29 protein-coding genes are annotated in these 26,159 nt (G+C 73.3%); 15 read left to right on the top strand and 14 right to left on the bottom strand.

The annotated features are described in order from the left end of the window. Positions 1–268 precede the first annotated feature (268 nt). The 3 genes from AB0C28_RS33645 to AB0C28_RS33655 all read left to right on the top strand — a co-directional run bounded on the left by AB0C28_RS33645 (position 269) and on the right by AB0C28_RS33655 (position 2,755). On the top strand, positions 269–727 hold the full coding sequence (locus tag AB0C28_RS33645; protein WP_357853977.1) for a universal stress protein: 459 nt from the start codon (positions 269–271) through the stop codon (positions 725–727). Positions 728–1,183: 456 nt separating this feature from the next. Then, entirely contained in the window at positions 1,184–2,038 is an 855-nt protein-coding gene (locus tag AB0C28_RS33650) for a PAC2 family protein (RefSeq protein ID WP_357853980.1), read from the top strand. Between the two features lie 213 nt (positions 2,039–2,251). Continuing rightward, a complete protein-coding gene (locus AB0C28_RS33655) occupies positions 2,252–2,755 on the top strand; it encodes a TetR/AcrR family transcriptional regulator C-terminal domain-containing protein (protein ID WP_357853981.1) in 504 nt (167 codons plus the stop codon). Positions 2,756–3,041: 286 nt separating this feature from the next. Here AB0C28_RS33655 and AB0C28_RS33660 read toward each other — a convergent pair whose 3' ends face one another. The 3 genes from AB0C28_RS33660 to AB0C28_RS33670 form a co-directional block, all read right to left on the bottom strand. Further along, positions 3,042–3,836, bottom strand: a complete 795-nt coding sequence (locus AB0C28_RS33660; RefSeq protein ID WP_358079973.1) for a CbiX/SirB N-terminal domain-containing protein — start codon at positions 3,834–3,836, stop codon at positions 3,042–3,044. Continuing rightward, positions 3,833–3,991 carry a hypothetical protein gene (locus AB0C28_RS33665; RefSeq protein WP_357853987.1) on the bottom strand — a complete coding sequence of 53 codons (159 nt, stop codon included), beginning with the start codon at positions 3,989–3,991 and terminating at the stop codon, positions 3,833–3,835. Before AB0C28_RS33665 ends, AB0C28_RS33660 begins: the two co-directional genes overlap by 4 nt. Positions 3,992–4,223: 232 nt before the next feature. Next, positions 4,224–5,390, bottom strand: a complete 1,167-nt coding sequence (locus AB0C28_RS33670) for a uroporphyrinogen-III synthase (RefSeq protein WP_357853990.1) — start codon at positions 5,388–5,390, stop codon at positions 4,224–4,226. A gap of 229 nt (positions 5,391–5,619) precedes the next feature. Here AB0C28_RS33670 and AB0C28_RS33675 point away from each other — a divergent pair, with 229 nt between their 5' ends. Further along, the gene (locus AB0C28_RS33675) at positions 5,620–6,105 is read left to right on the top strand and encodes a peptide deformylase (protein WP_357853992.1); all 486 of its coding nucleotides are present in this window, start codon (positions 5,620–5,622) and stop codon (positions 6,103–6,105) included. 45 nt (positions 6,106–6,150) lie between these two features. Here AB0C28_RS33675 and AB0C28_RS33680 read toward each other — a convergent pair whose 3' ends face one another. From AB0C28_RS33680 to AB0C28_RS33690, 3 genes are read right to left on the bottom strand one after another with little or no spacing between them, the layout of a single operon-like run. After that, on the bottom strand, positions 6,151–6,411 hold the full coding sequence (locus tag AB0C28_RS33680; protein WP_357854503.1) for a WhiB family transcriptional regulator: 261 nt from the start codon (positions 6,409–6,411) through the stop codon (positions 6,151–6,153). Between the two features lie 33 nt (positions 6,412–6,444). Beyond that, positions 6,445–7,365: a glycosyltransferase gene (locus AB0C28_RS33685; protein ID WP_357853995.1), complete on the bottom strand. Its 921-nt coding sequence runs from the start codon at positions 7,363–7,365 to the stop codon at positions 6,445–6,447. Then, positions 7,362–7,955 carry an HAD family hydrolase gene (locus AB0C28_RS33690; RefSeq protein ID WP_357853998.1) on the bottom strand — a complete coding sequence of 198 codons (594 nt, stop codon included), beginning with the start codon at positions 7,953–7,955 and terminating at the stop codon, positions 7,362–7,364. Before AB0C28_RS33690 ends, AB0C28_RS33685 begins: the two co-directional genes overlap by 4 nt. Before the next feature lie 167 nt (positions 7,956–8,122). Here AB0C28_RS33690 and AB0C28_RS33695 point away from each other — a divergent pair, with 167 nt between their 5' ends. The 9 genes from AB0C28_RS33695 to AB0C28_RS33735 all read left to right on the top strand — a co-directional run bounded on the left by AB0C28_RS33695 (position 8,123) and on the right by AB0C28_RS33735 (position 17,546). Next, positions 8,123–9,754, top strand: coding sequence for a carbamoyltransferase C-terminal domain-containing protein (locus AB0C28_RS33695; protein WP_358079974.1), 1,632 nt, complete (start codon positions 8,123–8,125; stop codon positions 9,752–9,754). Next, positions 9,751–10,773 (top strand): glycosyltransferase, encoded by a 1,023-nt coding sequence (locus AB0C28_RS33700; RefSeq protein ID WP_358079975.1) that lies wholly within the window; start codon positions 9,751–9,753, stop codon positions 10,771–10,773. Before AB0C28_RS33695 ends, AB0C28_RS33700 begins: the two co-directional genes overlap by 4 nt. Before the next feature lie 173 nt (positions 10,774–10,946). Beyond that, a complete protein-coding gene (locus tag AB0C28_RS33705; RefSeq protein ID WP_357854007.1) occupies positions 10,947–11,966 on the top strand; it encodes a glycosyltransferase family 9 protein in 1,020 nt (339 codons plus the stop codon). Further along, complete coding sequence (locus AB0C28_RS33710) at positions 11,963–13,153, top strand: glycosyltransferase (protein ID WP_358079976.1); 1,191 nt, start codon at positions 11,963–11,965, stop codon at positions 13,151–13,153. The genes AB0C28_RS33705 and AB0C28_RS33710 overlap by 4 nt, the downstream gene beginning before the upstream one ends. Before the next feature lie 2 nt (positions 13,154–13,155). Next, a complete protein-coding gene (locus AB0C28_RS33715) occupies positions 13,156–13,704 on the top strand; it encodes an SIS domain-containing protein (protein ID WP_357854013.1) in 549 nt (182 codons plus the stop codon). Then, positions 13,701–15,041, top strand: a complete 1,341-nt coding sequence (locus AB0C28_RS33720; protein ID WP_358079977.1) for a PfkB family carbohydrate kinase — start codon at positions 13,701–13,703, stop codon at positions 15,039–15,041. Before AB0C28_RS33715 ends, AB0C28_RS33720 begins: the two co-directional genes overlap by 4 nt. Continuing rightward, a complete protein-coding gene (locus tag AB0C28_RS33725) occupies positions 15,038–15,712 on the top strand; it encodes an SDR family oxidoreductase (protein WP_357854019.1) in 675 nt (224 codons plus the stop codon). The genes AB0C28_RS33720 and AB0C28_RS33725 overlap by 4 nt, the downstream gene beginning before the upstream one ends. Further along, the gene (locus AB0C28_RS33730) at positions 15,703–16,575 is read left to right on the top strand and encodes a glycosyltransferase family 9 protein (RefSeq protein ID WP_357854022.1); all 873 of its coding nucleotides are present in this window, start codon (positions 15,703–15,705) and stop codon (positions 16,573–16,575) included. Before AB0C28_RS33725 ends, AB0C28_RS33730 begins: the two co-directional genes overlap by 10 nt. Beyond that, positions 16,572–17,546: a UDP-glucuronic acid decarboxylase family protein gene (locus AB0C28_RS33735; protein ID WP_357854025.1), complete on the top strand. Its 975-nt coding sequence runs from the start codon at positions 16,572–16,574 to the stop codon at positions 17,544–17,546. The genes AB0C28_RS33730 and AB0C28_RS33735 overlap by 4 nt, the downstream gene beginning before the upstream one ends. Here AB0C28_RS33735 and AB0C28_RS33740 read toward each other — a convergent pair. The 6 genes from AB0C28_RS33740 to AB0C28_RS33765 all read right to left on the bottom strand — a co-directional run bounded on the left by AB0C28_RS33740 (position 17,543) and on the right by AB0C28_RS33765 (position 22,561). Next, positions 17,543–18,508 carry an NAD(P)-dependent oxidoreductase gene (locus AB0C28_RS33740; RefSeq protein ID WP_357854028.1) on the bottom strand — a complete coding sequence of 322 codons (966 nt, stop codon included), beginning with the start codon at positions 18,506–18,508 and terminating at the stop codon, positions 17,543–17,545. The genes AB0C28_RS33735 and AB0C28_RS33740 overlap by 4 nt on opposite strands. Before the next feature lie 127 nt (positions 18,509–18,635). Next, complete coding sequence (gene mshC / locus AB0C28_RS33745) at positions 18,636–19,859, bottom strand: cysteine--1-D-myo-inosityl 2-amino-2-deoxy-alpha-D-glucopyranoside ligase (RefSeq protein ID WP_358079978.1); 1,224 nt, start codon at positions 19,857–19,859, stop codon at positions 18,636–18,638. 10 nt (positions 19,860–19,869) lie between these two features. Continuing rightward, the gene (locus AB0C28_RS33750; RefSeq protein ID WP_358079979.1) at positions 19,870–20,520 is read right to left on the bottom strand and encodes an NRDE family protein; all 651 of its coding nucleotides are present in this window, start codon (positions 20,518–20,520) and stop codon (positions 19,870–19,872) included. A 32-nt stretch (positions 20,521–20,552) separates the two neighbouring features. Next, positions 20,553–21,320, bottom strand: a complete 768-nt coding sequence (locus AB0C28_RS33755) for an SCO1664 family protein (protein ID WP_346115252.1) — start codon at positions 21,318–21,320, stop codon at positions 20,553–20,555. Beyond that, positions 21,317–21,865, bottom strand: a complete 549-nt coding sequence (locus tag AB0C28_RS33760) for a DUF3090 domain-containing protein (protein ID WP_358079980.1) — start codon at positions 21,863–21,865, stop codon at positions 21,317–21,319. Before AB0C28_RS33760 ends, AB0C28_RS33755 begins: the two co-directional genes overlap by 4 nt. 9 nt (positions 21,866–21,874) lie before the next feature. Beyond that, entirely contained in the window at positions 21,875–22,561 is a 687-nt protein-coding gene (locus AB0C28_RS33765) for an MSMEG_4193 family putative phosphomutase (RefSeq protein WP_358079981.1), read from the bottom strand. 64 nt (positions 22,562–22,625) lie between these two features. On the opposite strand from AB0C28_RS33765, the gene AB0C28_RS33770 reads away from it, so the two are divergent. Next, a complete protein-coding gene (locus tag AB0C28_RS33770; RefSeq protein WP_357854047.1) occupies positions 22,626–23,573 on the top strand; it encodes an aldo/keto reductase in 948 nt (315 codons plus the stop codon). 169 nt (positions 23,574–23,742) lie between these two features. Beyond that, a complete protein-coding gene (locus AB0C28_RS33775) occupies positions 23,743–24,579 on the top strand; it encodes a hypothetical protein (protein WP_357854050.1) in 837 nt (278 codons plus the stop codon). 82 nt (positions 24,580–24,661) lie between these two features. Here AB0C28_RS33775 and fabI read toward each other — a convergent pair whose 3' ends face one another. Both fabI and fabG read right to left on the bottom strand, forming a co-directional pair. Further along, entirely contained in the window at positions 24,662–25,426 is a 765-nt protein-coding gene (gene fabI, locus AB0C28_RS33780) for an enoyl-ACP reductase FabI (RefSeq protein ID WP_357854053.1), read from the bottom strand. A 1-nt stretch (position 25,427) separates the two neighbouring features. Then, positions 25,428–26,123, bottom strand: a complete 696-nt coding sequence (fabG, locus tag AB0C28_RS33785; protein ID WP_346113667.1) for a 3-oxoacyl-ACP reductase FabG — start codon at positions 26,121–26,123, stop codon at positions 25,428–25,430. Positions 26,124–26,159: the final 36 nt, after the last annotated feature.

Raw genomic sequence — 26,159 nt, forward strand, 5'->3', positions numbered from 1 at the left:
CGGAGCCGCCCGCGAGCGGCCGCTCCCCCGGCCCTGCCGTGCTTCCCACCGTACGCGCTCCCCGGCCCCGCCGGGCCTCCCGCCGTCCGCGCTTCCCCGCCCCTGCCGCACCTTCCGCAGGCCGCCCCCGCTCGGCGGCGGCCTTCCGCCGGGCGCCTGCCGCGCTCGCGCCCGCCTTCCGCCGGACGTACTCCGGCTGCTGCGCGGCACGATCGGGGCCGCTATTGTACGTGCTGTCAATTATGGGCGACGTCCGGCAGGAGGCTTCATGGCCTATCGCACCGTCCTCGTCGGGACCGACGGCTCGGCCTCCTCCTTCAGGGCCGTCTCCGCCGCCGCGTCCCTGGCCGCGGCGACCGGGGCCACGCTTGTGCTGGCCTGCGCGTACCTGCCCATGCGGGAGAGCGAACGGGTCGCCGCCGCTGACCGGCTCGGCGAGCTGGCGTACAAGGTGACCGGGTCCACCCCCGCCGACGACGCCCTGCGAGCCGCCCGCGAGCACGCCGTGGCGGCGGGCGCGACCGACGTCGTGCTGACGGCGGATCAGGGGGACGCGGTGGACGTGCTCATCGCCGCGGCCGCCCGGCACCGCGCCGACCTGCTCGTGGTGGGCAACCGGGGGCTCAACAGCCTGGCCGGGCGGCTGCTCGGGTCGGTGCCGTCGGCGGTGACGCATCGGGCCGCGTGCGACGTCCTCGTCGTCCACACCACCGACGGCGGCCGCTGACCATCCGGAGCCGGTGGTTGCCGTACGGGAGTTCGCGGGAAGCGTACGGGCGTTCGCGTGTCGCGAACGGCGGCGGGCCCGTGCGGCGCCCGGCGGGAGTTCGCGTGTCGCGAACGGCGCTCGGGTTTCGCGCCCGGCGGAAACCGGCGGGCGGAGGTGGCCGTCCGATGCCTCGGCGCGAAGCCGTGAGCCCGGCATGGCCCGTTCCAGCAGTCGTTTGACCTGCCGTCACGCGCCGGGCCGGTTTGCCTGGGGCCGTTCCGCGCGCGGGCCCGCGCCGGCCGGCCCGGGCGCTCCCCCGCCGCTCCTTCGCCGTTCCTTCGGCGCTCCTTCGGTGGAACGCGCGCGAACTGGGACGTCGCGGGGTGCGTGGAAGCCCGTGTTCGGGGGGAGATCGGTGACGTTGACGCCGGCTGACCGCATAGGCTTAGCGGGACGATGGAGAGGAGGCGACACGTGATTGAGCTCGAAGGGCTCCCCGAGCTCGTCGACCCGGTGCTCATTGCCGCGTTCGAGGGGTGGAACGACGCGGGCGAGGCCTCCAGCGGTGTGATCGCCCATCTCGAGTCCGTGTGGAAGGCCGAGCCGCTCATCGCGCTCGACCCTGACGACTACTACGACTTCCAGGTCACCAGGCCGGTGGTCGAGATGAACGACGGGCTGACCCAGTCGATCGTCTGGCCGACGACGCGGCTGCTGCGCGCCAGGCCCCCGGGCCTCGACCGTGATGTGGTGCTGCTACGCGGCATCGAGCCCAACATGCGCTGGCGCTCGTTCTGCGCCGACATCATCTACATCTGCCGCGAGCTGGGCATCGAGATGGCGGTGATGCTGGGCGCGCTGCTCAACGACTCGCCCCACACCCGCCCGGTGCCGATCCTCGGCGGCGCCACCAACTCGGGGCTGGCCCGTTCGACCAATCTGGAGCTGAGCCGCTACGAGGGCCCGACGGGCATCGTGGGGGTGTTGCAGCACGCGTTCGGCCAGGCGCAGCTCGACGCGATCTCGCTGTGGGCGTCGGTGCCCCACTACGTCGCCCAGCCGCCCAACCCGAAGGCCACGCTGGCGCTGCTGCGCCGGCTGGAAGACGTGCTGGAGATCCCGATGCCGCTGGGCGACCTCGACGAGGAGGCCAGGGCGTGGGAGCGCGGCGTCGACGAGCTCGCCTCTCAGGACAGCGAGGTGGCCGAATACGTGAAGGAGCTTGAGGAGCGCAAGGACGCGGCCGAGCTGCCCGAGGCCAGCGGAGATGCGATCGCGGCCGAGTTCGAACGGTATCTGCGGCGCAGGGATCGCGACACTGACAGCTAAATTGCAGGGATTGAATCCAACAAATCTCTGTGGTTTGGGGTAATAATCGGGAACCTGTAGAAGGTTGCATCAAGTCGGGCTCCAGGTAGCCCGAGAGGTTCTCGTTCGCACGTAATGCCTGCCAACTCGACCGCGCACGTTAGGCATGCCATGGCGACATCCCACGTTGACCCCCACCAGAGGAGCCAGGACACCAGGCGGCGCATCCTCGAGATGGCCGTCTCGCTCCGGGAGGACCGCACCGGCGGCTCGGTGGATCATTTCCTCGCCCTGCTGCAGGATCGGCTTCCGCTCTGGTTGAGCATTCTTCATGATCTTTCCCATCGCAGTGGGAAAGGGTCTGTCTCCGACAATCTTCTTCCTGTCGCGCTGGCGGGGATCGACTACTACATAGACGTACAGAGTGCTGCGCTGCCCGCCTTCACCTCGCCCAATGTGACCGTCCGCTTCCGGCAGGCCATCCGCGACACCGGGCTCGGGCCGCGTACGGAGACGGCGCCGCTGGCCGCGTACCTGGCGGCCGAGCAGCGGCTGGGGCGGGTGCGAGCCGACGCCGATCCGGAGGCGAGCGCGCGGCTGCTGGTCGCGGGCTGTTTCCACCGCGCCTACATCGAGATGTTCGTCGGCGCCGACGCCGGGCCCAGCCGCGAGGCCAGCGCCCGCGAGATCGTCCGCGAACTGCGCCTCGAACCCGCCGCCGTCGAGCAGCGCGCCTGACCCGAAGGCCCTCTCTCCTGGGCACGTGCCGCCTTCTCCCGGTGCACATGGTGTGAGGTCAGCATCCTGGATGGGCGTGCTGTGGGGCCGGCCTCTTGGGGTGCACGTGGTGTGGGGTTCAGCCTTCCCGGATGCACGCGGTATGAGGCCGGCCTCCCCGGGTGCGAGCGGGACGGGGAGGCCGGGGCGCGGAGGCGAAGGCGAGACGTGCGGCGTCAAGTCTGTCGGCGAGCGGGGCGGCAAAGGTGAGGCGTGCGGCTTCAAACGTGCCGGCTTAGGTGGGATGTCAGGCGTGCCGGCGGTGGAGGGGCTGGGGGCCGGGGGACGTGTGGTCGCGGTGCACGGGCACGGCGTGAGGGCCGGGGACGTCGTGACGTGCCGGGCGAGGGACGGGAGCGGCGTGGTCGCGGCGCAGTGCCTCGTCGTAGCGGTGCCAGATCAGCGCGGCCAGGTCCGGGTCCGCGCCCAGCGGATCGCTCACCAGCTCCGCGCCCGCCGAGGCCAGCCGGTCGTGGAAGAAGCCGGGGGCGAGCACGTACGAGGCGATGGCGACGCGGGCGGCCGGGGTCGAGCGGAGCCGTTCCATGGCCTCCTCGATCGAGGGTGTCCCGGCCGAGGCGAAGGCGGCGGTCACCGGGCGGGCCAGGCGGATGGCGAGCTGGTGGGCGGCGGCGCGCACGTCGGCCAGGGCGGCCGGGTCCGACGAACCGGCGGCGCCGAGCAGGACGGCGTCCGTGCCGCGCAGGCCGGCCCGGGCCAGCTTGCGGGTCAGGGCCGAGGTGAGCAGCCGGTGCGGGCCGAGCCAGCCGGCCACCACCGCGTCCGGGCGGTGCTCGGCGATGACCTCGGGCAGGTCGATGTGCACGTGGTAGCCGCCGGCCAGCAGCAGCGGCACCACGGCCACCGGGCCGCGGACCACCGGCAGCACCTCCGCGAGCAGGGGCGAGCTGATCTCCAGGTAGGTGAGCTCCACCCGCTGCCCTGGCCGGGCTCTGCGGACGGTCTCGGCCAGCGCCGACAGGGTGTGCTCCCCTGCCGAGCTACGCGTCCCGTGCGCGGCCAGGACCAGTGCCGGCCTCACAGGCTCTCCCCGCCGAACGCGACCCCACCGGCCTGCGCGAGGTCGCCGCCTCCCGGACCGGTGCCGGTGGCGTGGCAGGGCCTCACCACGTGCTCCGGGAGGAGGACGGTGGCGGGTGGCAGGGGCTGGACGGGGGACATGGCGCCCCAGGACATGCTGGTCTCCTAGTGGTCGTGTCGGGAAAGCGCGGCCGGCGATCCGGCTCGTGTGAGGCGGTGTCGGAAGGAGGACTGCCGGTGATCCGGCTGGAGCGGATTGGCGTGGGAAGGGGACGGCCGGCGATCTGGGCCCGCGTGGGGTGGGGCTGGGAGGCGCGGACGGTGATTCGGCACGTGCTGGACGGCGGTCCCGCCGTACGAGGACGGTGACCGGGTGCCGGGACGGCGGTCAGAGGCCCGTCTCGTACAGGCAGGCGAGCCGGTACCCGCGTTTGACCACCGTCTCGACGATCCCCCCGGGCCCGAGAGCTCGGCGGAGCCGGGTGATGGCCATCTCCACGGCGTGTTCGGCCGAGTCGCGGGCCACGCTGCCCGGCAGCACCGTACGCAGATCGGCCCGCGACACCACGTGCCCGGGCTTGTCGGCCAGGCGCTTGAGCACCGCCATCGGCGCGGGTGGCAGCGGGCGCAGCTCCCCGTCCACGACGACCGCGTGGCCGCGGATCTCCAGCCGGTGCTCGCCGGCCGTGAGCCGGGTGACGCCGTGCTCGGGCAGGTGCCTGGCCAGGGCGCGGGCGAGCGCGCCGAGCCGTGAGCGGTCGGGTTGCAGGGTGGGCACGCCGCGCGAGGTGAGCGGGTCGGCGGTGACGGGCCCCACGCAGGCGGCCACGACGGGCCCGCCGAACGCGGCCAGCAGCGCCTCCTCCAGCCCTTCCGCCCTGGCGGCGCCGAGCATGGCGTGCACGGCGGGGGCGCTGGTGAAGGCGACGGCGTCGACCGAGCCGGAGATCGTCTGGCTGATGAGGCGGCGCAGGGGCGAGATGTCGCGGTACGGGAGCCAGCGGTAGACCGGGATCTCGATCACCTCGGCCCCGGCGACCCGCAGGTCGTCCACGAACTCCTTGAGCGGTTCGCCGTGCTGCTGCACCGCGATGCGGCGCCCGCGCAGGTCCTGCTCCAGGAGGTATTCCTTGACCTCGGAGCACGATTCGGTGGCGGGGGTCCAGTGGTCGTTGAGCCCGGCGGCGCGCACCGCTCCCCTGGCCTTGGGGCCGCGGGTGAGCAGGCGGGCCTTGGACAGGTGTTCGCTGAGGTCGGCGGACAGGCCCCAGCCCTCGGCGGCGGCCATCCAGCCGCGGAAGCCGACGCCGGTGGTGACCACGACCTCGTCGAGCGGGGCCCGCAGGCTCTCGCGGGTGGCGGCGAGCAGGTCGGAGTCCTCGGCCAGGGGGACGAGGCGGATGGCGGGGGCGCTGACCACGCGGGCGCCGCGGCGTTCGAGCAGCGCGCCGAACTCCTCACGGCGTCTGGTCGCGGTCACCCCGACGGTGAAGCCCGCCAGGGCGTCGGGCGCCGTCTCCGGGGAGGAGCCGCCCTCAACAGGAGCTGCGCTCATGCCTGCACCTCCAGGTAGTCGTCGATGCCTGGCCGGGCCCCGAGCGCCCGGCCAGGCATCACAGGCGCATGTGACGCAAGTGAGATCACCCTCCGATACTCCTTTCGCGTGGTTTCACACCTGGGTCTCTTCTGTTACCGCTGTGCTACAAGGCAGGACCTTCGCGGTTGGCGGGAAGCGCGGCAGGGAAACGTTCATCGTGACGACGCCGCCGATCGGGGAGTGACGGGTGACGGTCCGGCCTATTCGCGTGTTCGACGATCCGGTGCTCCGCTCCGTGGCGGCGCCGGTGCAGGATTTCGATCGGGAGCTGAGGCTGCTGGTGAAGTCGCTGACGGCGACGATGCGGGCGGGCTCAGGCCGCGCCGGTCTGGCTGCTCCGCAGATCGGCGAGCCGGTGCGGGTGCTGGTCTACTCCTACGACGGCAAGTCGGGCCATCTGGTCAATCCGCGGCTGGAGTTGTCACAGCGACGGGTGACGGCCGATGAGGCGTGTCTGTCGGCGCCCGGCGTGTGGTGGCCACTGGAACGTTCCTACATGGTCACAGCGCGTGGCCGTGACATGTTCGGCAAGCCCACGACCGTGCGGGCGCTCGGAGTGCTGGCCAGGGTGCTGCAGCACGAGGCCGATCATCTCGACGGGGTGCTGTTCAGCGATCATCTCGAGGCGGCTGAGCGCGAACGGTTCCTGGCCGAGGCCCTGCCCGCGGTCTGACACCTCAGACGGGATAAAAGGTGCGTCTCGGCCGTGCCGGTCATGTCAGCGCCTCCGGCCGGTGACGGGCTGCGTCTGCGGGCTCATGGCGCGCCGCTGGGCCGGGTCGGTGCCGCCCCAGACGCCGTACGCCTGGTTGGTCTCCAGCGCGTACGCCAGGCACGGCTCGCGCACGGGGCACCTCCCGCACACCTGCTTGGCCCGCTCCACCTGGGAGTGGCTCGGGCCTTCCATGGAGATGGGAAAGAACAGTTCGGGATCAAGGTCGAGACAGGCCGCCCTGCGGGTCCAGCCGAGCATCGTCATCATGCTCCTCGCGCCTACCCACCGCCCCGGGCGTCATACCTCGCCGAGCAGGCGATCCCAGTCGGCCAGGAACCGGCCGAGCCCGTACCGTGACAGCGCGGCGGCCCTGGCGGCCTTGCCGGCCTGGCTCGCGCTCTCCGGATCCCGCGCATAGGCGTGCAGCGCGTCGGCGAGCACGTGCACCTTCGTGGACAGGACGCCGGCCTCGGGCGGGACGGCCTCGATCGCCTCGGTGGCGGCCAGTGCGACCACGGGCAGGCCCAACGTCATGGCCTCGACGAGGGCCAGCCCGAGCGAGGTCCACCGGTAGGGATGCAGGTAGACGCGCCTGCGGGCGAGCTCGGCGTGCATGACGTGCTGGGGCAGGTCCTCGTGGGTCTCGTACGGGAGCCCGTCCACCTTCATCCCGAACACGTCGAGCGGCACCCGCTCGGCGAAGCGGGGCAGCAGGTCGGTGCCGGCGACCCTGGCGCGGCGTACCGGCTCGTTGACCACGACGCCCGCCCTGGGCAGCTCGCCGGTGTAGAGGTGGCCGGGGTCGGGGACGCCGTGCTCGATGACGCGGGTGGGCGCGCGGCCGTTGTCCCAGTACAGCTCGTTGAAGTGGGTGACGTGCACGAGCGTGATGTCGTCGCGGCCGGCCAGCGGGTGGCGGGTGCGGGGCACGTCGCCGGCCGGGGTGTTGTGCTCGACGTAGACGCCGGGCACGTCGCGCCCCAGCCAGTCGCGGGCCAGGTCGATCTCGTGCGGGCGCTGGTAGACGACGACGTCCACGGGTTCGTGGCGCAGCCGGTCCCAGGGCACCTCTCGGGCGCGTTCCGGCCAGTCGTACGTGGCCGCCCGCCCCCGTCCGTCGGGACCACGACCGGGGACGAGCGGCAGCAGATATTCGTGCGAACCCCTGATGAAGGCACTGGTCCACGCGCCGTGCACGTGCCAGATGAGGATCCTCACCAGCGGCTCCAGCCCATGGCCCTGGCCCAGGGCGCCGAGGCGGCCACGACGGGGCTGTCCGTGTCGTTCAGCACGCGGTCCACGACGTCGGCCAGGTCGTCGGCGACCTCGGCGGCCCGCAGGATCTCCGCTTCGAGCGTCTGCGGGGTCGGGACCAGGATGCCCCGGGCGCCCGCGGCCTTGGCGGCCTCCATGTCGCGGCCGATGTCGCCCACGACGACGCAGTCGCGCGGGCTGACGTCCAGCACGGCAGCGGCGCGGATGACCAGGCCGGGGGCGGGTTTGCGGCAGGTGCAGCCGTCGGTGTCGTCGTGCACGCAGATCGCCCACGCGTCGAACGGCCCCAGTAGCTCCTCCACCTTGGCGTTGACCTGGTCCATCTCGTCCGGTGATAGCAGGCCCTTGGCGACGCCCGACTGGTTCGTGACCACGGCCACCGCCACGTCGGCCCGGCGCAGCCTGCCCAGGGCCTCGGCCGCGCCCGGCATGGGCTCCACCAGGGCCGGATCGCCGTTGTACGGCACGTCCCTGATCAAGGTTCCGTCCCGGTCGAAGAGCACGGCGCCGGGACGTCGCTTTTCGAACACCATCCACCTCCGTCGCGTGCCGGGCAGCTACCCGGGCCCCGACTCGGCAAACAACTACCCAGAGTGACAATTTCCCGAGGCCGCGCCTGTTTTCGCACGTCAGAGGCATGGCCAGGTTTGAGGGTCGCTTCTCTCGGTAGCGGTTCCCGGCATCGGCAGCGGGAGGACCCATGAAATTTCTCGGCATCAACGCGATCTTCCACGACCCGGCCGCCGCTCTGGTGGCCGACGGGAGGATCGTCGCCGCGGCGGAGGAGGAGCGCTTCAGCCGGCGCAAGCACGGCAAGCGGCCGCTGGCGTTCTCCGCGTGGGAGCTGCCGGAGCAGGCCGCCGCGTGGTGCCTGCGGCAGGCGGGGCTCTCCCCCGAGGACATCGACGTCGTCGCCTACTCCTACGACCCGTCCCTGGTGACGGGCAGGCCGGAGGACGACTGGGAGGACCTGCGCACCAGGTACGCGGTCCGCGCGCCCGCCTTCCTCGCCACGGCGCTGCCCGGGCTGGACCCCGGCCAGGTCGCCTACGTGCCGCACCACGTGGCGCACGCCGCCTCGGCCGGGCTGGCCTCCCCCTGGCGCGACTGCGCGGTCCTGGTGTGCGACGGGCGGGGCGAGAGCGTATCGCACCTGGCGGGTGTCTACCGGGGCGGCGAGCTGGAGGTGCTGGCCGCGCAGGAGCTGCCGCACTCCCTGGGTCTCATGTACGAGGACGTCACCGAGCACCTCGGCTTCCTGCGTTCCAGCGACGAGTACAAGGTCATGGCGATGGCCTCCTACGGCGATCCCCGCCACCTGGAGGCGCTGCGCGAGGTGATCTACACGACGGGGGACGGCGGGTTCCGCGTCGAGCCGGTCGACTGGAACGTCTACGCCAAGGCGCTGCCGAGGGGCGCCGCCTGGACCTCCGACCACGCCGACCTGGCCGCCGGCGTGCAGGCCCGGCTGGAGGAGGTGCTGCTTGAGCTGGTGCGCTGGCTGTACGAGCGGACCGGCGCGCGGCGGCTGGCCCTGGCCGGCGGGGTGGCGCTCAACTGCGTGGCCAACACCAGACTGCTGGACGAGGGGCCGTTCGCGGAGGTGTGGGTGCAGCCGGCCGCCGGCGACTCCGGCACCGCACTCGGCGGGGCGCTGCACCTGGCGCAGGCGTACGGGGAGCCGGCCGGGCCCATGCCGGGCGCGGCGCTGGGGCGCGGCTTCACCGACGAGGAGCTCGGGGCGTGGCTGGACGTGGCGCGGGTGCCGCACACCCGCCCGGCCGACCTGGCCGCGGCGGTGGCTGCCGAGCTGGCCGCCGACCGGATCGTGGCCTGGTTCCAGGGCCGCTCCGAGTACGGGCCGCGGGCGCTGGGCCAGCGTTCGCTGCTGGCGCATCCGGGTCACGCGCGCAACACCGAGCGGCTGAACGACGTCAAGGGGCGTGAGCAGTTCCGGCCCGTCGCGCCGATGGTGCTGGAGTCGCGGGCGGCGGAGATCTTCGGGCGGGGGCCGGTGCCGTCGCCGTACATGCTGTTCGTCCACGACGTGCGGCCGGGCTGGGCCGAGCGCATCCCGGCGGTCGTGCACGTGGACGGGACCGCCCGCATCCAGACGATCTCGCCTCGGGAGCAGCCGCTGATGGCGCGGGTGCTGATCGAGTTCGAGGCGCGGACGGGGCTGCCGGTGGTGGTCAACACGAGCCTCAACACGGCCGGGCGGCCCATGGTGGACGATCCGCGCGACGCGCTGGAGTGCTTCGGCTCCGCGCCGGTGGACGTGCTGGTCCTGGGGCCGTACCTGGTGCGGCGCGGGGAGGTGTTCGGCGCGTGATCACCGTGGTGATCCCCACCATCGGGCGGGCCACGCTGCGCGCCACCGTGGCGGGCGTGGGGCCCGGCGTGCCGGTGATCGTGGTGGACGACCGGAAGGGCTCTTGCGCTCCGCTCGGGTTGTCTCCTTCCGTACGGGTCGTCCGGTCGGGCGGGCGGGGGCCGGCGGCGGCGCGCAACGCCGGGTGGCGGGCCGCGGGCACGCCGTGGGTGGTGTTCCTGGACGACGACGTGGTGCCCGGGCCAGGGTGGGCCGAGGCGGCCTGGAAGGACCTGGTGGACCTGCCCGACGACGTGGGCGGCAGCCAGGGCCGCATCGTGGTGCCGCTGCCCGCCGGGCGGCGGCCTGCCGACGCCGAGCGGAACACCGCCGGGCTGGCCGGGGCGCTGTGGGCGACGGCCGACATGGCCTACCGGCGCGCGGCACTGGAGGCGGCGGGCGGGTTCGACGAGCGCTTTCCCCGGGCGTACCGGGAGGACGCGGACCTGGCGCTGCGCGTGAGGCGGGCCGGGTGGCGGCTGGTGCGGGGCGGGCGGGTGAGCGAGCATCCGGTGCGGGCCGACGGGTTCTGGGCGAGCGTGCGCTTCCAGCGGGGCAACGCCGACGACGCGCTCATGCGGCGGCTGCACGGCCCCGGGTGGCGTACGGCCATCGGCGACGGCCCCGGCCGGCTCCGCACCCACGCCGCCACGACGGCGGCCGCCCTGACGGCCCTGCTCCTCACCGCCGCCGCTGCCACGCCGCCGGCCCGCGCCTGGCGGCGGCCGGTGCCGGCCGGGGAGGCGCCGGCGCAGGTCCGGCGCTGGAGGCGGTCGCACGTCGCCGCCCGGATCCTGCCCGTGCTGGCGGTGGCGGTCGGGGGTGTTTGGGCGGGGCTGACGGCGGAGTTCGCGTGGCGGCGGATCGCCCCGGGGCCGCGGACTCCGGGCGAGGTGCTGCGGATGGCCGTCACCAGTGTGCTGATCCCGCCGGTCGCCGTCGCGTACCGGCTGCGAGGGGAATGGAAGGTGCGCCGATGAGCCGCCCGGCCTCGGAGCGCAAAGCCCCTGACCCACCGGGAGGGGACAGCACCCCGAACCGCAGCACCGCACCCCAAAGCACCGTGAACCTCAGCCCCGCAACCCCGAGCGCTCCGAGCCGGAGCGCTCGAAGCCGGGCCCGGGCGGGGCGGGCGGGGCGGGAACGGGGGTGTGTGCTGGTGGCGCGGCTGGACGACGCCGGGGACGTGCTGCTGGCCGGGCCGGCGGTGCGGGCCGTGCGGACGCGGGCCCGTGAGGTGGTCTTCCTGGCCGGCCCGAACGGGCGGGCCGCGGCCGAGGTGCTGCCCGGCGTGGACCGGGTGATCACCTGGGACGCCCCGTGGATCGACCACACCCCGCCACCCGTCACCCCAGAGCTGGCCGGCGCGCTCACCGCCCGGCTCGGCGGCGTGGACGAGGCGGTGCTGCTCACCTCGTTCCACCAGTCGGCGCTCCCGCTGGCGCTGCTGCTCCGGCTGGCGGGGGTGGCCAGGATCAGCGCGATCAGCAACGACTACCCGGGCTCGCTGCTCGACGTGCGCCACCAGGTGGACGAGAGCGTGGACGTGCCGGAGGCGGAGCGGATGCTGGCGGTCGCCGAGGCCGCCGGGTTCCGGCTGAGCGACGGCGACGACGGCAAACTCGCTGTTCAACGGCCATTGCCGGATATAGCGAGATTTCTCGGGCATTGGCATGAAGCCGGCGCCGAGGCCGGCGAAGGCGCGTACGTCGTGGTGCATCCGGGGACATCGGCCCCCGCCAGGACCTGGTCCGCCGACCGCCACCGGCGGACGGTCCGGGAGCTGGCGGAGGACGGGCACCGGGTCGTCGTGACCGGAACGGAACGTGACCTCACCGCCTTCGTGGCCGGCGACGTCGCCGTCGACCTGGGCGGCGTGACCACATTCGCGGAACTGGCCGCCGTGATCGAACGCGCCGGCGTGCTCGTGGCGGGCAACACCGGCCCCGCGCACCTGGCCGCGGCGGTCGGCACCCCGGTCGTGAGCCTGTTCTCCCCCGTCGTCCCGGCGGCGCGGTGGGCCCCGTACGGCGTGCCCATGGTGCTGCTGGGCGATCAGCGCGCACCCTGCCGTGGCAGCAGGGCGCGCGTCTGCCCGGTGCCCGGGCACCCGTGCCTGTCCCAAGTGACGAGTGAGCAGGTGGTCAAGGCAGTGAGGGAGCTGACGCGGTGAAGGTCGATCTCATCTCAGAGCACGCGGACCCGCTGGCGGCGATCGGCGGCGTGGACTCCGGCGGCCAGAACGTGCACGTCGCCGGGCTGGCGCTGGCCCTGGCGGATCGGGGGCACACGGTCGTCGTCCACACCCGGCGCTCGTCCGCGTCCCAGCCGGGCTCGGTGCGCCCGGCCCCGGGCGTCACGGTCGAGTACGTCACGGCGGGCCCCGCGGTGACCGTCCCCAAGGACGAGCTGCCCGCGTACATGCCGGAGTTCACCGAGCGGCTGGCCAGGAGCTGGGCCGCCCGGCCGCCGGACGTGGCGCACGCGCACTTCTGGATGAGCGGCCAGGCGGCACTGCGGGCGGCGGGCGGCCGGATCCCGGTGGTGCAGACGTTCCACGCGCTCGGCACGGTCAAGCGCCGCTGGCAGGGCGAGGCCGACACGAGCCCGGCGCACCGGATCGAGACGGAGCGCGAGATCGGCCTGTGCGCCGACGCCGTGCTGGCCACGTGCGGGGACGAGGTGCGCGAGCTGTGCGCGACGGGCGTCCCCGAGCACCGGATCGCGGTGGTGCCGTGCGGGGTGGACCTGGAGGCGTTCCGCCCGGAGGGGCCGGTGGCGCCGCGTACGGAACGGCCGCTCGTGCTCAGCATCGGCCGGATGGTGCCGCGCAAGGGCGTGGACACCGTGCTGCGGGCGATGCGCCGGCTCCCCGGCGCCGACCTGGTGATCGCCGGTGGCGGCCACGGCGACGACGAGTCCGTCCGGCTGCGCGAGCTGGCCGACGGCTACGGGATGGGCGAGCGCGTGCACGTCATCGGCAGCGTGCCGCGCACGCACGTGCCCGCGCTGATGCGCTCGGCCGACGTGGTGGTGTCGGTGCCCTGGTACGAGCCGTTCGGCATGGTGCCGGTGGAGGCCATGGCGTGCGGCGTTCCTGTCGTGGCCTCGGCGGTCGGCGGTCACCTCGACACGGTCGCGGGAGCCGGCGTGCTGGTGCCGCCGCGCCGGCCACGCGCCCTGGCCAGGGCGCTGCAGGAGGTGCTCGGCGACGCCGGCCGGCGGGCCGAACTTGGTGCGGCGGGGGCCCGCCGGGCCCGCGAACGCTACGGCTGGCCACGGGTGGCGGAACTCACCGAGGCCGTGTACACGCGGGTCATCGAAGGCAAGGTCGGCCGGCTGGCGGCCCTGGGGGGTTGAGCATGGATGCCCATCTGGAGAAGCTCTGGAACACCCTGGAGAAGGTCGACGACCACGCGGTCGCCGTCCGGGCCTGGGGTGGCCGGCTGGCCGGGGTGCTGGCCGCCGGCGGCAGGCTGCTGGCCTGCGGCAACGGCGGCTCCGCGGCCGAGGCCCAGCACCTGACGGCCGAGCTGGTCGGCAGGTTCCGGCAGGACCGGCGCCCGTACGCGGCGATCCCGCTGCACGCGGACGGCTCGTCGCTGACGGCGATCGCGAACGACTTCGGCGCCGACGAGGTCTACGCCCGCCAGGTGCTCGCGCACGGGCGTGACGGCGACGTGCTGATCTGCCTGTCCACCAGCGGCGGCAGCCCGAACGTGCTGGCCGCGGCCAGAGCGGCCCGGGGGGCCGGGATGACGGCGTGGGGCATGACGGGGCCGGGGCCGAACCCGCTGTCGGAGCTGTGCGACGAGGCCGTCGCCGTGCCCGCCGCGGAGACCGCCACGGTCCAGGAGGTGCACCTGGCGCTGATCCACCTGCTGTGCGACGCGGTGGAGGCGGCGCTGTGAGCGACGGGCCGCTCGTCGTCATCGGCGACGCCCTGCTCGACGTGGACGTCGAGGGCGATGCCGCCCGGCTGAGCCCCGACGCGCCCGTGCCGGTGGTGGCGGTGTCGGCGGAGCGGGCCCGTCCCGGCGGGGCCGGTCTGGCGGCGCTGCTGGCCGCCAGGGACGGCGCCGGTGTCGTGCTGATCACCGCGCTCGGCGACGACGCCGACGGCCACCGGCTGTGCGGGCTGCTGTCGCAGGAGCTCGACCTGGTCGGGCTGGCGCTGCGCGGCGGCACCGTGCGCAAGACGAGGGTCAGGTCGGGCGGCCAGACGCTGGTCAGGCTGGACACCGGCGACGGCAGGGCGGCTCGGTGTGCGCCCACCCCGCGGGCGGCCGAGGCGATCGCGGCGGCCGGCGCGGTGCTGGTCTCCGACTACGGCAGGGGCGTGGCCGGGATGGCCCGCGAGCTGCTGCGCGACACCGATGTGCCGGTGGTGTGGGACCCGCATCCCCTCGGCGAGCGGCCGGTGCCGGGCTGCGCGCTGCTGACGCCGAGCGAGGCGGAGGCCAGGGCGTGGTGCCGGTCCGGCTACCACGGCCCCGATCAGGCGGCCCGCCACCTGGTACGGGAGCTGCGGGCCGGGGCGGTGGCCGTCACGACCGGCGAGCGCGGGGCCGCGCTGGCCGTGGGGGACGGCGCGCCGACCCGGGTGCCGTCCCCGCTGCGGGCGCGCGGCCGGGACACCTGCGGCGCGGGCGACCGCCTGGCCGGCGCCGTGGCGCTGGCGCTGCTGGCCGGCGCCGGCGTCGAGGAGGCGGTCACGACCGGCGTGGCCGAGGCGTCGCGCTTCGTCGAGCGCGGCGGGGCGGCGTCCGTACGGGTGCGGGAGCAGCGGCTCGGCGACCGGCCGCGCACGGCGCTGGAGGTGGCCGGGCTCACCCGGGCACTCGGCGGCCGGCTGATCGCCACCGGCGGCTGCTTCGACCTGCTGCACGCCGGTCACGTGAGCCTGCTGCGCCGGGCCAGGGCGCTGGGCGACGCGCTCGTCGTCTGCGTCAACTCCGACGACTCCGTACGCCGGCTGAAGGGCCCGGCCAGGCCCGTCGTGGACGTGCACGACCGGGTCGAGGTGCTGCGGGCCCTGGGCTGCGTGGACGCCGTGGCGGTGTTCGACGAGGACACCCCCGCGGCCGTCATCGAGCAGTTGCGGCCCGACGTGTGGGTGAAGGGCGGCGACTACGAGGGGGAGGCGCTGCCCGAGTCCGAGGTCCTCGGCAGGATCGGCGCGGAGATCGTCGTGCTGAGCACGCTGCCGGGGCGTTCGACAAGCAATCTGATCAGGGAGATCCGATGAATGTATTGATCACCGGGGGCGCGTCCGGGCTCGGCCTGGCCACGGCCGAGGCCGTGGAGAAGGAGGGCTGGAAGGCGCTCGTCGTGGACGTGCGCGAGCCCGACCAGCGCTTCGAGCACGTGACGGCGGATCTGGCCGATCGCGGGCAGGCCGAGCGGGCGGTGCGCGAGCTGGCCGAGCGGGCCGGCGGCCTGGACGCCGTCGTGACGGCGGCCGGCATCGACGCGTGCGGGCGGCTGGAGGACGTGCCTGCCGCCGACTGGGAGCGGGTGATCCAGGTGAACCTGCTGGGCACGGCCGCGGTCGTCCGGGCGGCGCTGCCGTACCTGAAGCACACCCGCGGCAAGGTCGTCACCTGCGCCTCGACGCTGGGGCTGCGGCCGCTCAGCGACGCCTCGGCGTACTCGGCCTCGAAGTTCGGCGTCGTCGGCTTCACCAGGGGGCTGGCCATCGAGACGCGCGGGGAGATCGGGGTGACCCTGCTGATCCCCGGCGGCATGCGGACGAGCTTCTTCGACGGCCGTCCTGAACAGTACAAACCGGGTCCTGAGGCCGGGCTGAACGATCCGGCGCATGTGGCCCAAGCCGTGGTGTTCGCGCTGCGGCAGCCGGCGGGTTGCGAGGTGAGAGAGCTCGTGGTCTGCCCGTCCACGGAGACGTCATGGCCCTAGAGCTGCTGGCGCTGCGCGGGCTCGGCCTGGGCGACCTGCTCACGGCCGTGCCCGCCCTGCGGGCCCTGCGCCAGGCCTTTCCCGGGCACCGCATCACGCTGGCCGCCCCGCGCGCGCTGGGCGCCCTGCTGCCGCTGACCGGCGCGGTGGACGACCAGGTGGACGTGTCGGGGCCTGGCCCGGTGCCGTTCGAGCGGCCGGACATCGCGGTCAACCTGCACGGGAAGGGGCCGCAGAGCATCGAGGCGCTGCGGCGTACCGATCCGGGGCGGCTGATCGGCTTCGGCACCGGGCCGCCGTGGCAGGACGGCGTGCACGAGGTGCGGCGCTGGTGCGGCCTGCTGGAGTGGTACGGCATCCCCGCCGACCCGGCGGACCTGACGCTGGGTGTCTCCGACCGTACGGGGCCCGCGATCGTGCATCCGGGCGCCGCGTACCCGGCGCGGCGCTGGCCTCCCGAGCGGTTCGCCGAGGTGGCCGCGGCGCTGGACGACGTGGTCGTCACCGGGAACGAGGCGGAGGTGCCGCTGGCCGCGAAGGTGGCCGAGCTGGCCGGGCTGCCGCCCGAGCGGATGCTGGCCGGGCGCACCCGCCTGGCCGACCTGATCGACCTGGTCAGCAGGTCGAGGCTGGTGGTCTGCGGCGACACCGGCGTGGCCCACTTGGCGACGGCCTTCTGCGTGCCGTCGGTGGTGCTGTTCGGCCCGGTCTCCCCCGCTTTGTGGGGGCCGCCGCCGGGCTGGCGTCATGTGCCGCTGTGGGCGGGCAGGACGGGTGATCCGCACGGGGAGCGGGTGGACCCGGGCCTGTTGAAGATCGAGGTATCTGAAGTGGTCGAGGCTGCCTTGGAGGTCACGTCATGAGGGCTCTGGTCACCGGAGGCGCCGGGTTCCTCGGCTCCTATCTGTGCGAGCGGCTGCTGGAGGAGGGTGCGGAGGTCGTCTGCATGGACAGCTTCCTCACCGGCGGGCCGCGCAACGTCGAGCATCTGCTGGAACGGCCGGAGTTCCGGCTCATCGAGTGCGACCTGACGGGGTACGTGCACGTCCCCGGCCGGCTCGACCTCGTCCTGCACTTCGCCTCGGCCGCCTCGCCGGCCGACTATCTGCGCTATCCGATCGAGACCCTGCGGGTGGGCAGCGTCGGCACGCTGCACGCGCTGGGGCTGGCCAGGGAGAAGGGCGCCAGGTTCGTGCTGGCCTCGACCAGCGAGGTGTACGGCGACCCGCTGGAGCACCCGCAGAAGGAGACGTACTGGGGCAACGTCAACCCGGTCGGCCCGCGCAGCGTGTACGACGAGGCCAAGCGCTTCGCCGAGTCGCTGACCACGGCCTACCGTCAGTCGCGCGGCACCGACACGGGGATCGTGCGCATCTTCAACACCTACGGCCCGCGCATGCGCCCGTACGACGGCCGGGCCATCCCGACGTTCATCCGCCAGGCGCTGACCGGCGAGCCGATCACGATCACCGGGGACGGCTCGCAGACGCGGTCGATCTGCTTCGTCGAGGACACCGTCGCGGGGATCCTGGCCATGGCCCGCAGCGACTTCGCCGGTCCGGTCAACATCGGCAGCCCGGACGAGCTGACCATGCTGGAGCTGGCCACGCTGATCAGGGATCTGACGGGGTCGTCGTCGGAGCTCAGGTTCGTCGACAGGCCCGTGGACGATCCCAAGGTCAGGCGGCCGGACACCGCGCTGGCGGCCGAGCGGCTCGGCTGGCGGGCGCAGGTGCCCGCCGCCGAGGGGCTGCGGCTGACGATCGAGTGGTTCGCGAGCGAGCTGGGCGCCGTCCGGCGGCTCGAACCGGTGGAACGGGTCGAGGTCGTCTAGCGCTCGTTGCCGGCGCGCAGCCAGGCGAGGTAGTCGGCGACCCCGCGCTCGGTGTCGTACGCGGGCTCGAACCCGGTGTCGGCACGCAGCCGGGTGGTGTCGAGCCAGGTGCGGCCCCCGGCCGGGCCGCGGCCCTCGGGGAGGTCGATGTCGGCGCCGGGGACGAGTTTCCTGATCGCCGCGGCGACCTCCCCGTTGGTGGTCAGGCGGCCCGAGGCCACGTTGTAGGTGGGGTGCCGCAGCCGCTCGGCCGTCTGGAGCAGGGCGAGGGCGCGGCCGCAGTCCTTGACGTAGCACAGGTCGATGCCGTCGTCCGCGTGGGCCGTGCCCCCGATCACCGACAGGTCGGGCGCGGTGCCGCGGGCGGCGGCGTGGACGAGCTGGGGCGCGGCGAAGAACGGCGACGGGTTGTGCCCGAGCGGGCCCCAGATGGCACCGATGCGGTAGCTGACGGTCTCCAGGTCGAGGACCTGGCGCAGGTGGTCGGCCAGCAGTTCGGCGATCTTCTTGAAGCCGGGGATGGGGTGGGGCGCGGTCATCGCCAGCGGCTGGTCCTCGGCCAGCGGGCCCTCATCGACGCCGGCGCCGCCGTACACGCCGATGGTGCTGGCCAGGCCGAGGCGGCGCACCTGCCACTCCTGGGCGGCCCGGTAGACGTTGAGCAGGTTCTTGATCGCCCGCTCCGCCCCCTCCAGCGGCTCGTGCCCGCCGGGCGGCCAGGGCATGGAGCCGGCCAGGTGCAGGATGCCGGTGATCTTGTGGCGGTCGCCGACGGCGAGCAGCGCGCGCTCGTCGTGGAGGTCGGCCCGCTCGACGAACAGCCGCTCGCCGGCCTCGGCCGCAAAGGCGGCGGGGATCTCGGCAGGGCGGCGCTGGACGAGCACGCAGGACTCGCCCATGTCGAGCAGGGCGCGGGTGGTGGCCGTGCCGATGAAGCCCAGCCCTCCGGTGATGAGGATCATTGTCAGCCCTTCAAATCATCAGTGACGCTGACAATCAGGCTAGCACGGCAGAACCGGCTCTCGCGCCAAGGCCGTCCCAAAAGAAAAGGCCCGGCCGTCTCCGGCCGGGCCCCGCGGGGGTGATGAGTCAGAGTGCGACGCCGAGCAAGGCGTCGGTGAGGTCCTTGACCAGGGCGGGGGCGGCGGAGTCGGCGCCGCCTTCGGTGAGGGCGCGCTCGGCCCAGGCGTCGATCGCGGCCAGCGCGCCCGGCGAGTCGAGGTCGTCGGCCAGCCGCGCGCGGACCGTCGCCAGCAGCTCCTCGGCCGGCGGCCCCGACGCCAGGGCGGCGGCCGAGCGCCACCGGGCCAGCCTGCGCTCGGCCTCGGTCATCAGCTCCGGCACGTATTCCCAGTCGGCGCGGTAGTGGTGGGCCAGCAGCACGAGCCTGATCGCCATCGGGTCGTGCTCGCGCCGCAGCCGGGAGACGAAGACGAGGTTGCCCTTCGACTTCGACATCTTCTCGCCGTCGAGTGCCACCATGCCGGCGTGGGTGTAGAACTTCGCGAACGGCCACTCGCCGGTCGCGGCGTGCCCCTCGGAGGCGCCGCACTCGTGGTGCGGGAAGATCAGGTCGGAGCCGCCGCCGGCCACGTCGTAGCCGGGGCCCAGGTGGTCGAGGGCGATCGTGGTGCACTCGATGTGCCAGCCGGGGCGGCCCCGGCCCAGCGAGGAGTCCCAGGCGGGCTCCCCCGGCCGCTCGGCGCGCCACAACAGCCAGTCGAGCGGGTCGCGCTTGCCGGGCCGCTCGGGGTCGCCGCCGCGCTCGGCGAACAGGGCGGTCATCTCCGCCTCGTCGTAGCCGGACACCTGGCCGAACTTGGGGGCGTCGGCCACGCTGAAGTAGATGTCGCCGTCGAGGTCGTAGGTGACGCCCTTGGCGCTCAGCTGGGAGATCAGGTCCGCCACCCGGCCGACGACCTCGGTGACGCCGACGTATTCGCGCGGCGGCAGGATGCGCAGCGCCTCCATGTCGCCGCGGAACAGCTCGATCTCGCGCTCGGCCAATTCCTGCCAGTCGATGCCGGTCTGCTCCGCCCGTTCCAGCAGCGGATCGTCCACGTCCGTGGCGTTCTGCGTGTAGTGCACCTCGTGGCCGGCATCACGCCAGACGCGGCCCACGAGGTCGAAGGCGTGGTAGGTGTTGGCGTGGCCGAGGTGGGTGGCGTCGTAGGGGGTGATGCCGCAGACATACATCCTGGCGGTGGGACCGGGATCGGTCTGCCGCACCTGCTTGGCGGAGGTGTCGTAGAGACTCAGCGGAATGCTCTCACCTGGGAGCTTTGGAACGTTCTGGGCAGACCACGATCTCATGCCTTTGAGCCTATCCGTCCCGATCGGCGGTCAGGTCGGTGAAGTCGTACGTGACCTCGCGGGGGTCGATCGCGACCTCCATCACCGACAGGGAGGCGAAGAGCCGGCCGTCGGGCAGCTCGTGCCGGATGATGAGCGCGCCGCGGTCGTCGGACGGCTCCTCCTTGGTCAGCTCGCGCCAGTCGTCGCTGTCGCGGAAGCGGGGCAGGTAGGCGCGCACCCGCTCGCTCTCGGCGTCCAGGCCCGAGTTGACGACCATGCTGGTGCCGGCGGGCAGGTCGGAGTGGACCGCCCGCTCGCCGTCCCAGCTGAGCAGCCGCACCCGGGTCAGGCCGGCGAGCACCAGGTGGAAGGGGTCGTAGCGGGTCAGGTCGCCTTCTGGCAGCTCTCCGGTGTACGCGGCCTTCAGCGCCAGGTCGCCCCGCGAGACCTTGGTCGTCTCCTCGGCCGCCTTGCCGTGCCCGTTGAGCAGCGCCGCCGCGCGGCGGGCCGCCGGATGCACGGCCAGCCAGGTGCCGCCCGCCTTGAGGTCGCGCCCGCCGATCACGCCCGGGTAGTCGGGCCAGTGTTCGCCCGGCCCTTCCCACGGCCGATCGGCGAACTCGTCCCGCACGCCCATGAGCGTCAGCCGGGGCCCGGTCTTCACGATCAGCGTGCACATGGTCAAAGGGTATTAAACGGGTTTGACCTACCTCAGATGGGGGGCCAGGGTATGGCCGGCCACCCCTCCGACGGGTAGGGGTGCACGCCGGTGTCGAGCAGCCGCCTGACCCGGTGCCAGGTGGCCTCGACCTCGGCCAGCGTCAGCAGCTCGCGCAGCCTGCGCCCCAGGGAGCCGGACTCCAGGTCGCGCTCCAGCTTGGCCAGCACCGCCACCGCCTCGCGGGCCAGCGGCTTGCCGCGCCACTGCCACAGCACCGTGCGGAGTTTGTCTTCCGCGGAGAAGCAGACCCCGTGGTCGACCCCGTAGACGTGGCCGGTGGGCAGCGGCAGCAGGTGGCCCCCCTTGCGGTCGGCGTTGTTGACCACCGCGTCGAACACCGCCATCCGGCGCACCACCGGATTGCGGCTCTTGACCAGCCGCATGAGGTCGATCTCGCGCTCGGTGTCGATCCACAGCTGGCACATGCCCGGCCCGAACGGCCCGTCGCGGTAGACCGTGGGCGGCACGATGCGCCAGCCGGTGGCCTGCGAGACCTCGAAGGCGGCCACCTCGCGGGCGGCGAGGGTGCCGTCGGGGAAGTCCCACAGGGGGCGCTCGCCGCGTACGGGCTTGTAGACGCAGGCGGCCGAGCGCGCGCCCAGCTTGACCGAGCAGTAGAGCGTCATGTTGGTCGCCTCGACCAGGCGGCCCGCGACCTCGATGCTCCCGTCGCGGAGCAGCGTCAGCGCCTCCTCGTCCCGCATCAGCTGCGGCTGCTGGGAGTGCTTGACGGCCGGTTCGCTCTCCGGAGCGGTCATGAAGCCGCCTCACCCCCGCGGTAGCCGTTGAGACGGACGCAGACGTGCCCGGCGGCGTCGAGCGGCTGCCCGCACAGAGGGCACGGCGGTCGGCCCGCCGCGACGATCTGCAGGGCTCGCTGGGTGAAGGCCCGCGCCGCGCCCGCGCTGATGCGCACGCGCAGCACCGCGGGATCGGCCCGTTCGAGATCGTCTTCGTCGACGGCCTCCTGCGCCTCGATCACCACTTGCGACTTCTCGGCGTCCCAGGTCAGCGCCATGGTGCCGACGCGGAAGTCCTCCGCGAGCGGCACGTCGAGAGGCGCGTCGTCGGCCAGGTCGGCCGGGGCCAGCGCCGGCACCTGGGCGGTGCCCCCGCTGAGCCGCAGCACCTCGTCGAGCAGCTCGTCCAGCCTGCCCGCGAGTGCGGCCACCTGCAGTTTCTCCAGCGCCACCGTGGTCAGTCTGCCCTCGGCCCTGGCCTGCAGATAGAAGATCCGTGCGCCTGGTTGCCCCAAGGCACCGGCGACGAATCTCTCTGGTGGGTCGTAGTCGAAGACCGGCATAGCCTGACCTTACGTGGTTCCGGGCCCGCCGCCGACGGCGGCATCGCTCCCGGTGATGTTTTCTCCCCCGTCTTTCTCCTCCGAATCCTCAGGAAGCCTCAAATCCCCCATGTCGTTAAGCCTGAGAAGAAAGGGGCGCAAGGGGGCGTAGCGAATGACGGTGAGGGCCGCCGGATCAGCCGTTATGCGCTGAAACTGATCGAGATGGAGGCCCAGGGCGTCCGCGACGATCGCCTTGATCACGTCGCCGTGGCTGCAGACCAGGTAGACACCCTTACTCCCGAGGCGCTGATTCCACTCCCTGACCGCCGCCACGGCCCGGTGCTGCATCACGGCCAGCGACTCCCCCTCGGGGAACGTCGCCGCGCTCGGATGGGCCTGCACGACCTGCCACAGCGGCTCCTCGGCCAGTTCCTTCAGCGGCCGGCCGGTCCACGTGCCGTAACCGCACTCGATGAAACGTTCGTCGATCGAGACGTCCGTGCCGCGTCCTTCCGCGACCGCTTGCGCCGTTTCCCGGCAGCGCTCGAGCGGGCTGGAGACAATGGCGTCGAGCCTGACGCTCGCGACGCGCCCGGCGAGCGCGGCGGCCTGCGCCCTTCCCGCCTCGCTCAGATGCACCCCCGGGGTACGGCCGGCCAGCACCGGCCCGGTGAGGTCCGTCAGCCCGTGCCGGGCCAGAAGCAGCGTGGTCATCACGTAAGTGTCGCAGGCGTCGATCACAACGTTTCATCGGCCTGGACGGTAACCTGGCGGGATCATGGAGCAGCGCTATGTCGGCCTGAGCGGCCTGTCGGTGTCCCGGGTGGGGCTCGGCACGATGACCTGGGGGCGTGACACCGACGCGGACGAGGCCGCCGCCCAGCTCCGCACGTTCCTCGACGCGGGCGGCAACCTGGTCGACACGGCCGACGTCTACACCGGCGGCGACGCCGAGCGGCTGCTCGGCCGGATGTTGCGCGACTCCGTGCCGCGCTCGGAGCTGGTGATCTCCACCAAGGCCGTGGTGACGCCCAACGGCCGGCGCCCGCGCGACGCCTCCAGGCGCCATCTCATCGCCGCGGTGGACGACTCGCTCAACCGCCTCGGGCTCGACTACGTCGACCTGTGGCAGCTGCACACCTACGACGCCGAGGTGCCCCTGGAGGAGACCCTGGCCGCCCTCGACGCGATCGTCTCCTCCGGCCGGGCCGTCTACGCGGGCGTGTGCGACTACGCCGGCTGGCAGCTGGCCGCCGCCTCCGTCACCCAGAAGATGATCCCCGGCCGCATCCCGATCACCGCGGCCCAGGCCGAATACTCGCTGCTGGCCCGCGAGCCCGAGCGCGAGCTGCTGCCCGCCGCGGCCCACCTGGGCGTCGGCGTGCTGGCCTGGTCGCCGCTCGGGCGCGGGGTGCTGACCGGCAAATACCGCACCGGCATCCCCGCCGACTCGCGCGCCGCGACCCCGCACTTCGCCGACTTCGTCCGCCCCTATCTGGACGAACGGTCGCGCCGGGTCGTCGAGTCCGTCATGACCGCCGCCGACGGCCTCGGCGTGTCACCGCTGGCGGTGGCCCTGTCCTGGGTACGCGACCAGCCGGGCATCGCCTCGGCCATCGTCGGGGCCCGTACGCACGCGCAGCTCAAAGGCATCCTCCCCGCGGAGGACGTGGTGCTGCCGATAGAGATCCGAGAGGCCCTCGATGACGTGTCGTCCCTCGACTGACCGGCCGTGCCCCCAGGGCCCCCAGGGCTCTCAGGCGGCCGCCGGGGAACGAGAGACCTTCTCGCGTATCACTAGTCGGTACCGAATCGCAACGTTACCCGCGAAAAGCCTGCGTCTGAGGTCCGATGTCCATAAAGATTTCCTCCAGAAGCGACGCAGGAGGGGACGGATGGGGAGCAGGACCGCGATCTCGGCTGGAGTTCTCGCGGTGGCGCTGGCGGCCGTCCCGGTCGCGGCGCCTGCCGCCTCTGCCGCGGCCCAGGACTGCACGCGCGACGGGGGCCTGCTCGCCGGGGTGACCAACACGCTGTGCGACGTCGTGGGCGCGGTCACCGGCACCGTCGACACGCTCACCGGCGGCGCGACACAGCCGCTCACCGACGGGCTGGACAAGACCACCGACGAGGTGCTCGGCCGCGTGGGCCAGGCGGTCCCCACCACCCGGTCCACCCCCGACGAGCCGGCCACGCCGACCTCGACGCCGCGGCCCAGGTCCGGCCGGACGGCCGATCCCGACGGCTCCGGGCAGGACTGCCTGCCGGTGCTGGCCTGCGCCAACCAGCAGGGCGTCGAACGGCTCACGCCCACGCCTCAGCCGTCGGCCGGGCACAAGCGGCGGCCCCGCCAGGGGGCGGCCACCGCCACGGCGACCGCCTCGGCCCCGGCCCAGCCGCGGGTCACCCGCCCGCAGAGCCCGCCGCCGCAGGCGACCGCCAGACCCACGCCGAAGCAGGTGACGGCCCACGCCGAAGAGCCCCGGGTGGACCTGCTGTGGCCCAACCCGTTCTCGCACGAGCTCGCGGTGCCGATGCAGGATCAGCGGGTCGTGCGGCCCAGCCCGCCCGCCTCCGACGTGCTGGGGACGGTGCTGACGATCGCGTTGCTGGGCTCGGCGGTGCTGGCCACGCGGATCGTGCAGCAGCGGCGGCACCGTACGGAGCCCACGGAGTCGATCCCGTTCGAGCCGGCGCGGGCCGGCTCGAACGGACGCCACCGGCTGGCCTGAGCCGGCGGGCACACGAAGCAAGCCCCGGCGGCGTGAACCGGCCGGGGCTTGAGTGGATCGGGGCTTGAATCGATCGGGCGGGTCAGCCGCCGATGGCGTGGACGCCGCCGTCGACGTGGACGATCTCGCCCGTCGTCGCCGGGAACCAGTCGGACAGCAGCGCCACGCACGCCCTGGCCGTGGGGCCGGTGTCGCCGAGGTCCCAGCCCAGCGGGGCCTTCTCCGGCCAGCTGTCCTCGAACTCGCGGAAGCCGGGGATCGACTTGGCCGCCATCGTCCGCAGCGGGCCCGCCGCCACCAGGTTGACCCGGATGTTCTGCTTGCCCAGGTCGCGGGCCAGATAGCGGTTGCAGGACTCAAGTCCGGCCTTGGCCACGCCCATCCAGTCGTAGACGGGCCAGGCCTTGGAGGCGTCGAAGTCGAGACCGACCACCGCCCCGCCCTCCTTCATCAGCGGCAGGCAGGCCACGGCCAGCGACTTGTAGGAGAAGGTCGAGACCTGCAGCGCGGTGGCGACGTCCTCCCACGAGGTGTTGAGGAAGTTGCCGCCGAGCGCCGACTGCGGCGCGAAGCCGATCGAGTGGACCACGCCGTCGAGCCCGTCGACGTGCTCGCCCACCCGGGCCGCGAGCGTGTCGAGGTGCTCGGTGTTCTGGACGTCGAGCTCCAGCACCGGCGCCGGCTCGGGCAGCCGCTTGGCGATGCGCTCGACCAGGCTGAGCCGGCCGAAGCCGGTCAGGACGACCGTGGCGCCCTCTTCCTGGGCCAGCTTGGCCACCGCGAACCCGATCGAGGCGTCGGTCAGCACGCCGCTCACGAGGATCCGCTTGCCGTCGAGAAGTCCCATGTCAGTGCCCCATTCCAAGTCCGCCGTCGACGGGGATGACCGCGCCGGTGATGTAGGAGGCGTCGTCGCCGGCCAGGAAGCGCACGACGCGCGCCACCTCCTCGGGGGCCGCCTGCCGGCCGAGGGGGATGTTGGCCACGATCGCCTCGGTGTCGAGGTCGGCCGTCATGTCGGTGGCCACGAAGCCGGGCGAGACGACGTTGACCGTGATGTTGCGCGAGCCGTATTCGCGGGCCATGGACCGGGCGAAGCCGATGAGGCCCGCCTTGGAGGCCGCGTAGTTGGTCTGCCCGGCCTGGCCGCTGAGGCCGACGACGGAGGAGACGAGGATCACCCGGCCGCGCTTGAGCCGCATCATGGGCCTGATCGCCCGCTTGGCGACGCGGTAGGCGCCGGTCAGGTTGGCGTCGATGACGTCGGTGAAGGTCTCTTCCTTCATCATCGCCAGCAGCGTGTCCTTGGTGATGCCGGCGTTGGAGACCAGGACCTCGACCGGGCCGTGCTCGGCCTCGACCTTGTCGAAGGCGGCCTCGACGTCGGCGGTGCTGGTGACGTCGCAGCGCACGCCGAACAGGCCCTCGGGCGGCTCCCCCGATCGGTAGGTGACCGCGACGGCGTCGCCTGCCGCGGCGAGTTCACGGGCGATCGCGAGGCCTATGCCGCGATTGCCCCCGGTGACGAGTACAGAGCGTGCCATGGGATCTGACGCTATCCCCTACCGGCGGGTACCGGC

The sequence above is a fragment of the Nonomuraea sp. NPDC048892 genome, from assembly GCF_040649735.1.
GTDB lineage: Bacteria > Actinomycetota > Actinomycetes > Streptosporangiales > Streptosporangiaceae > Nonomuraea > Nonomuraea maheshkhaliensis.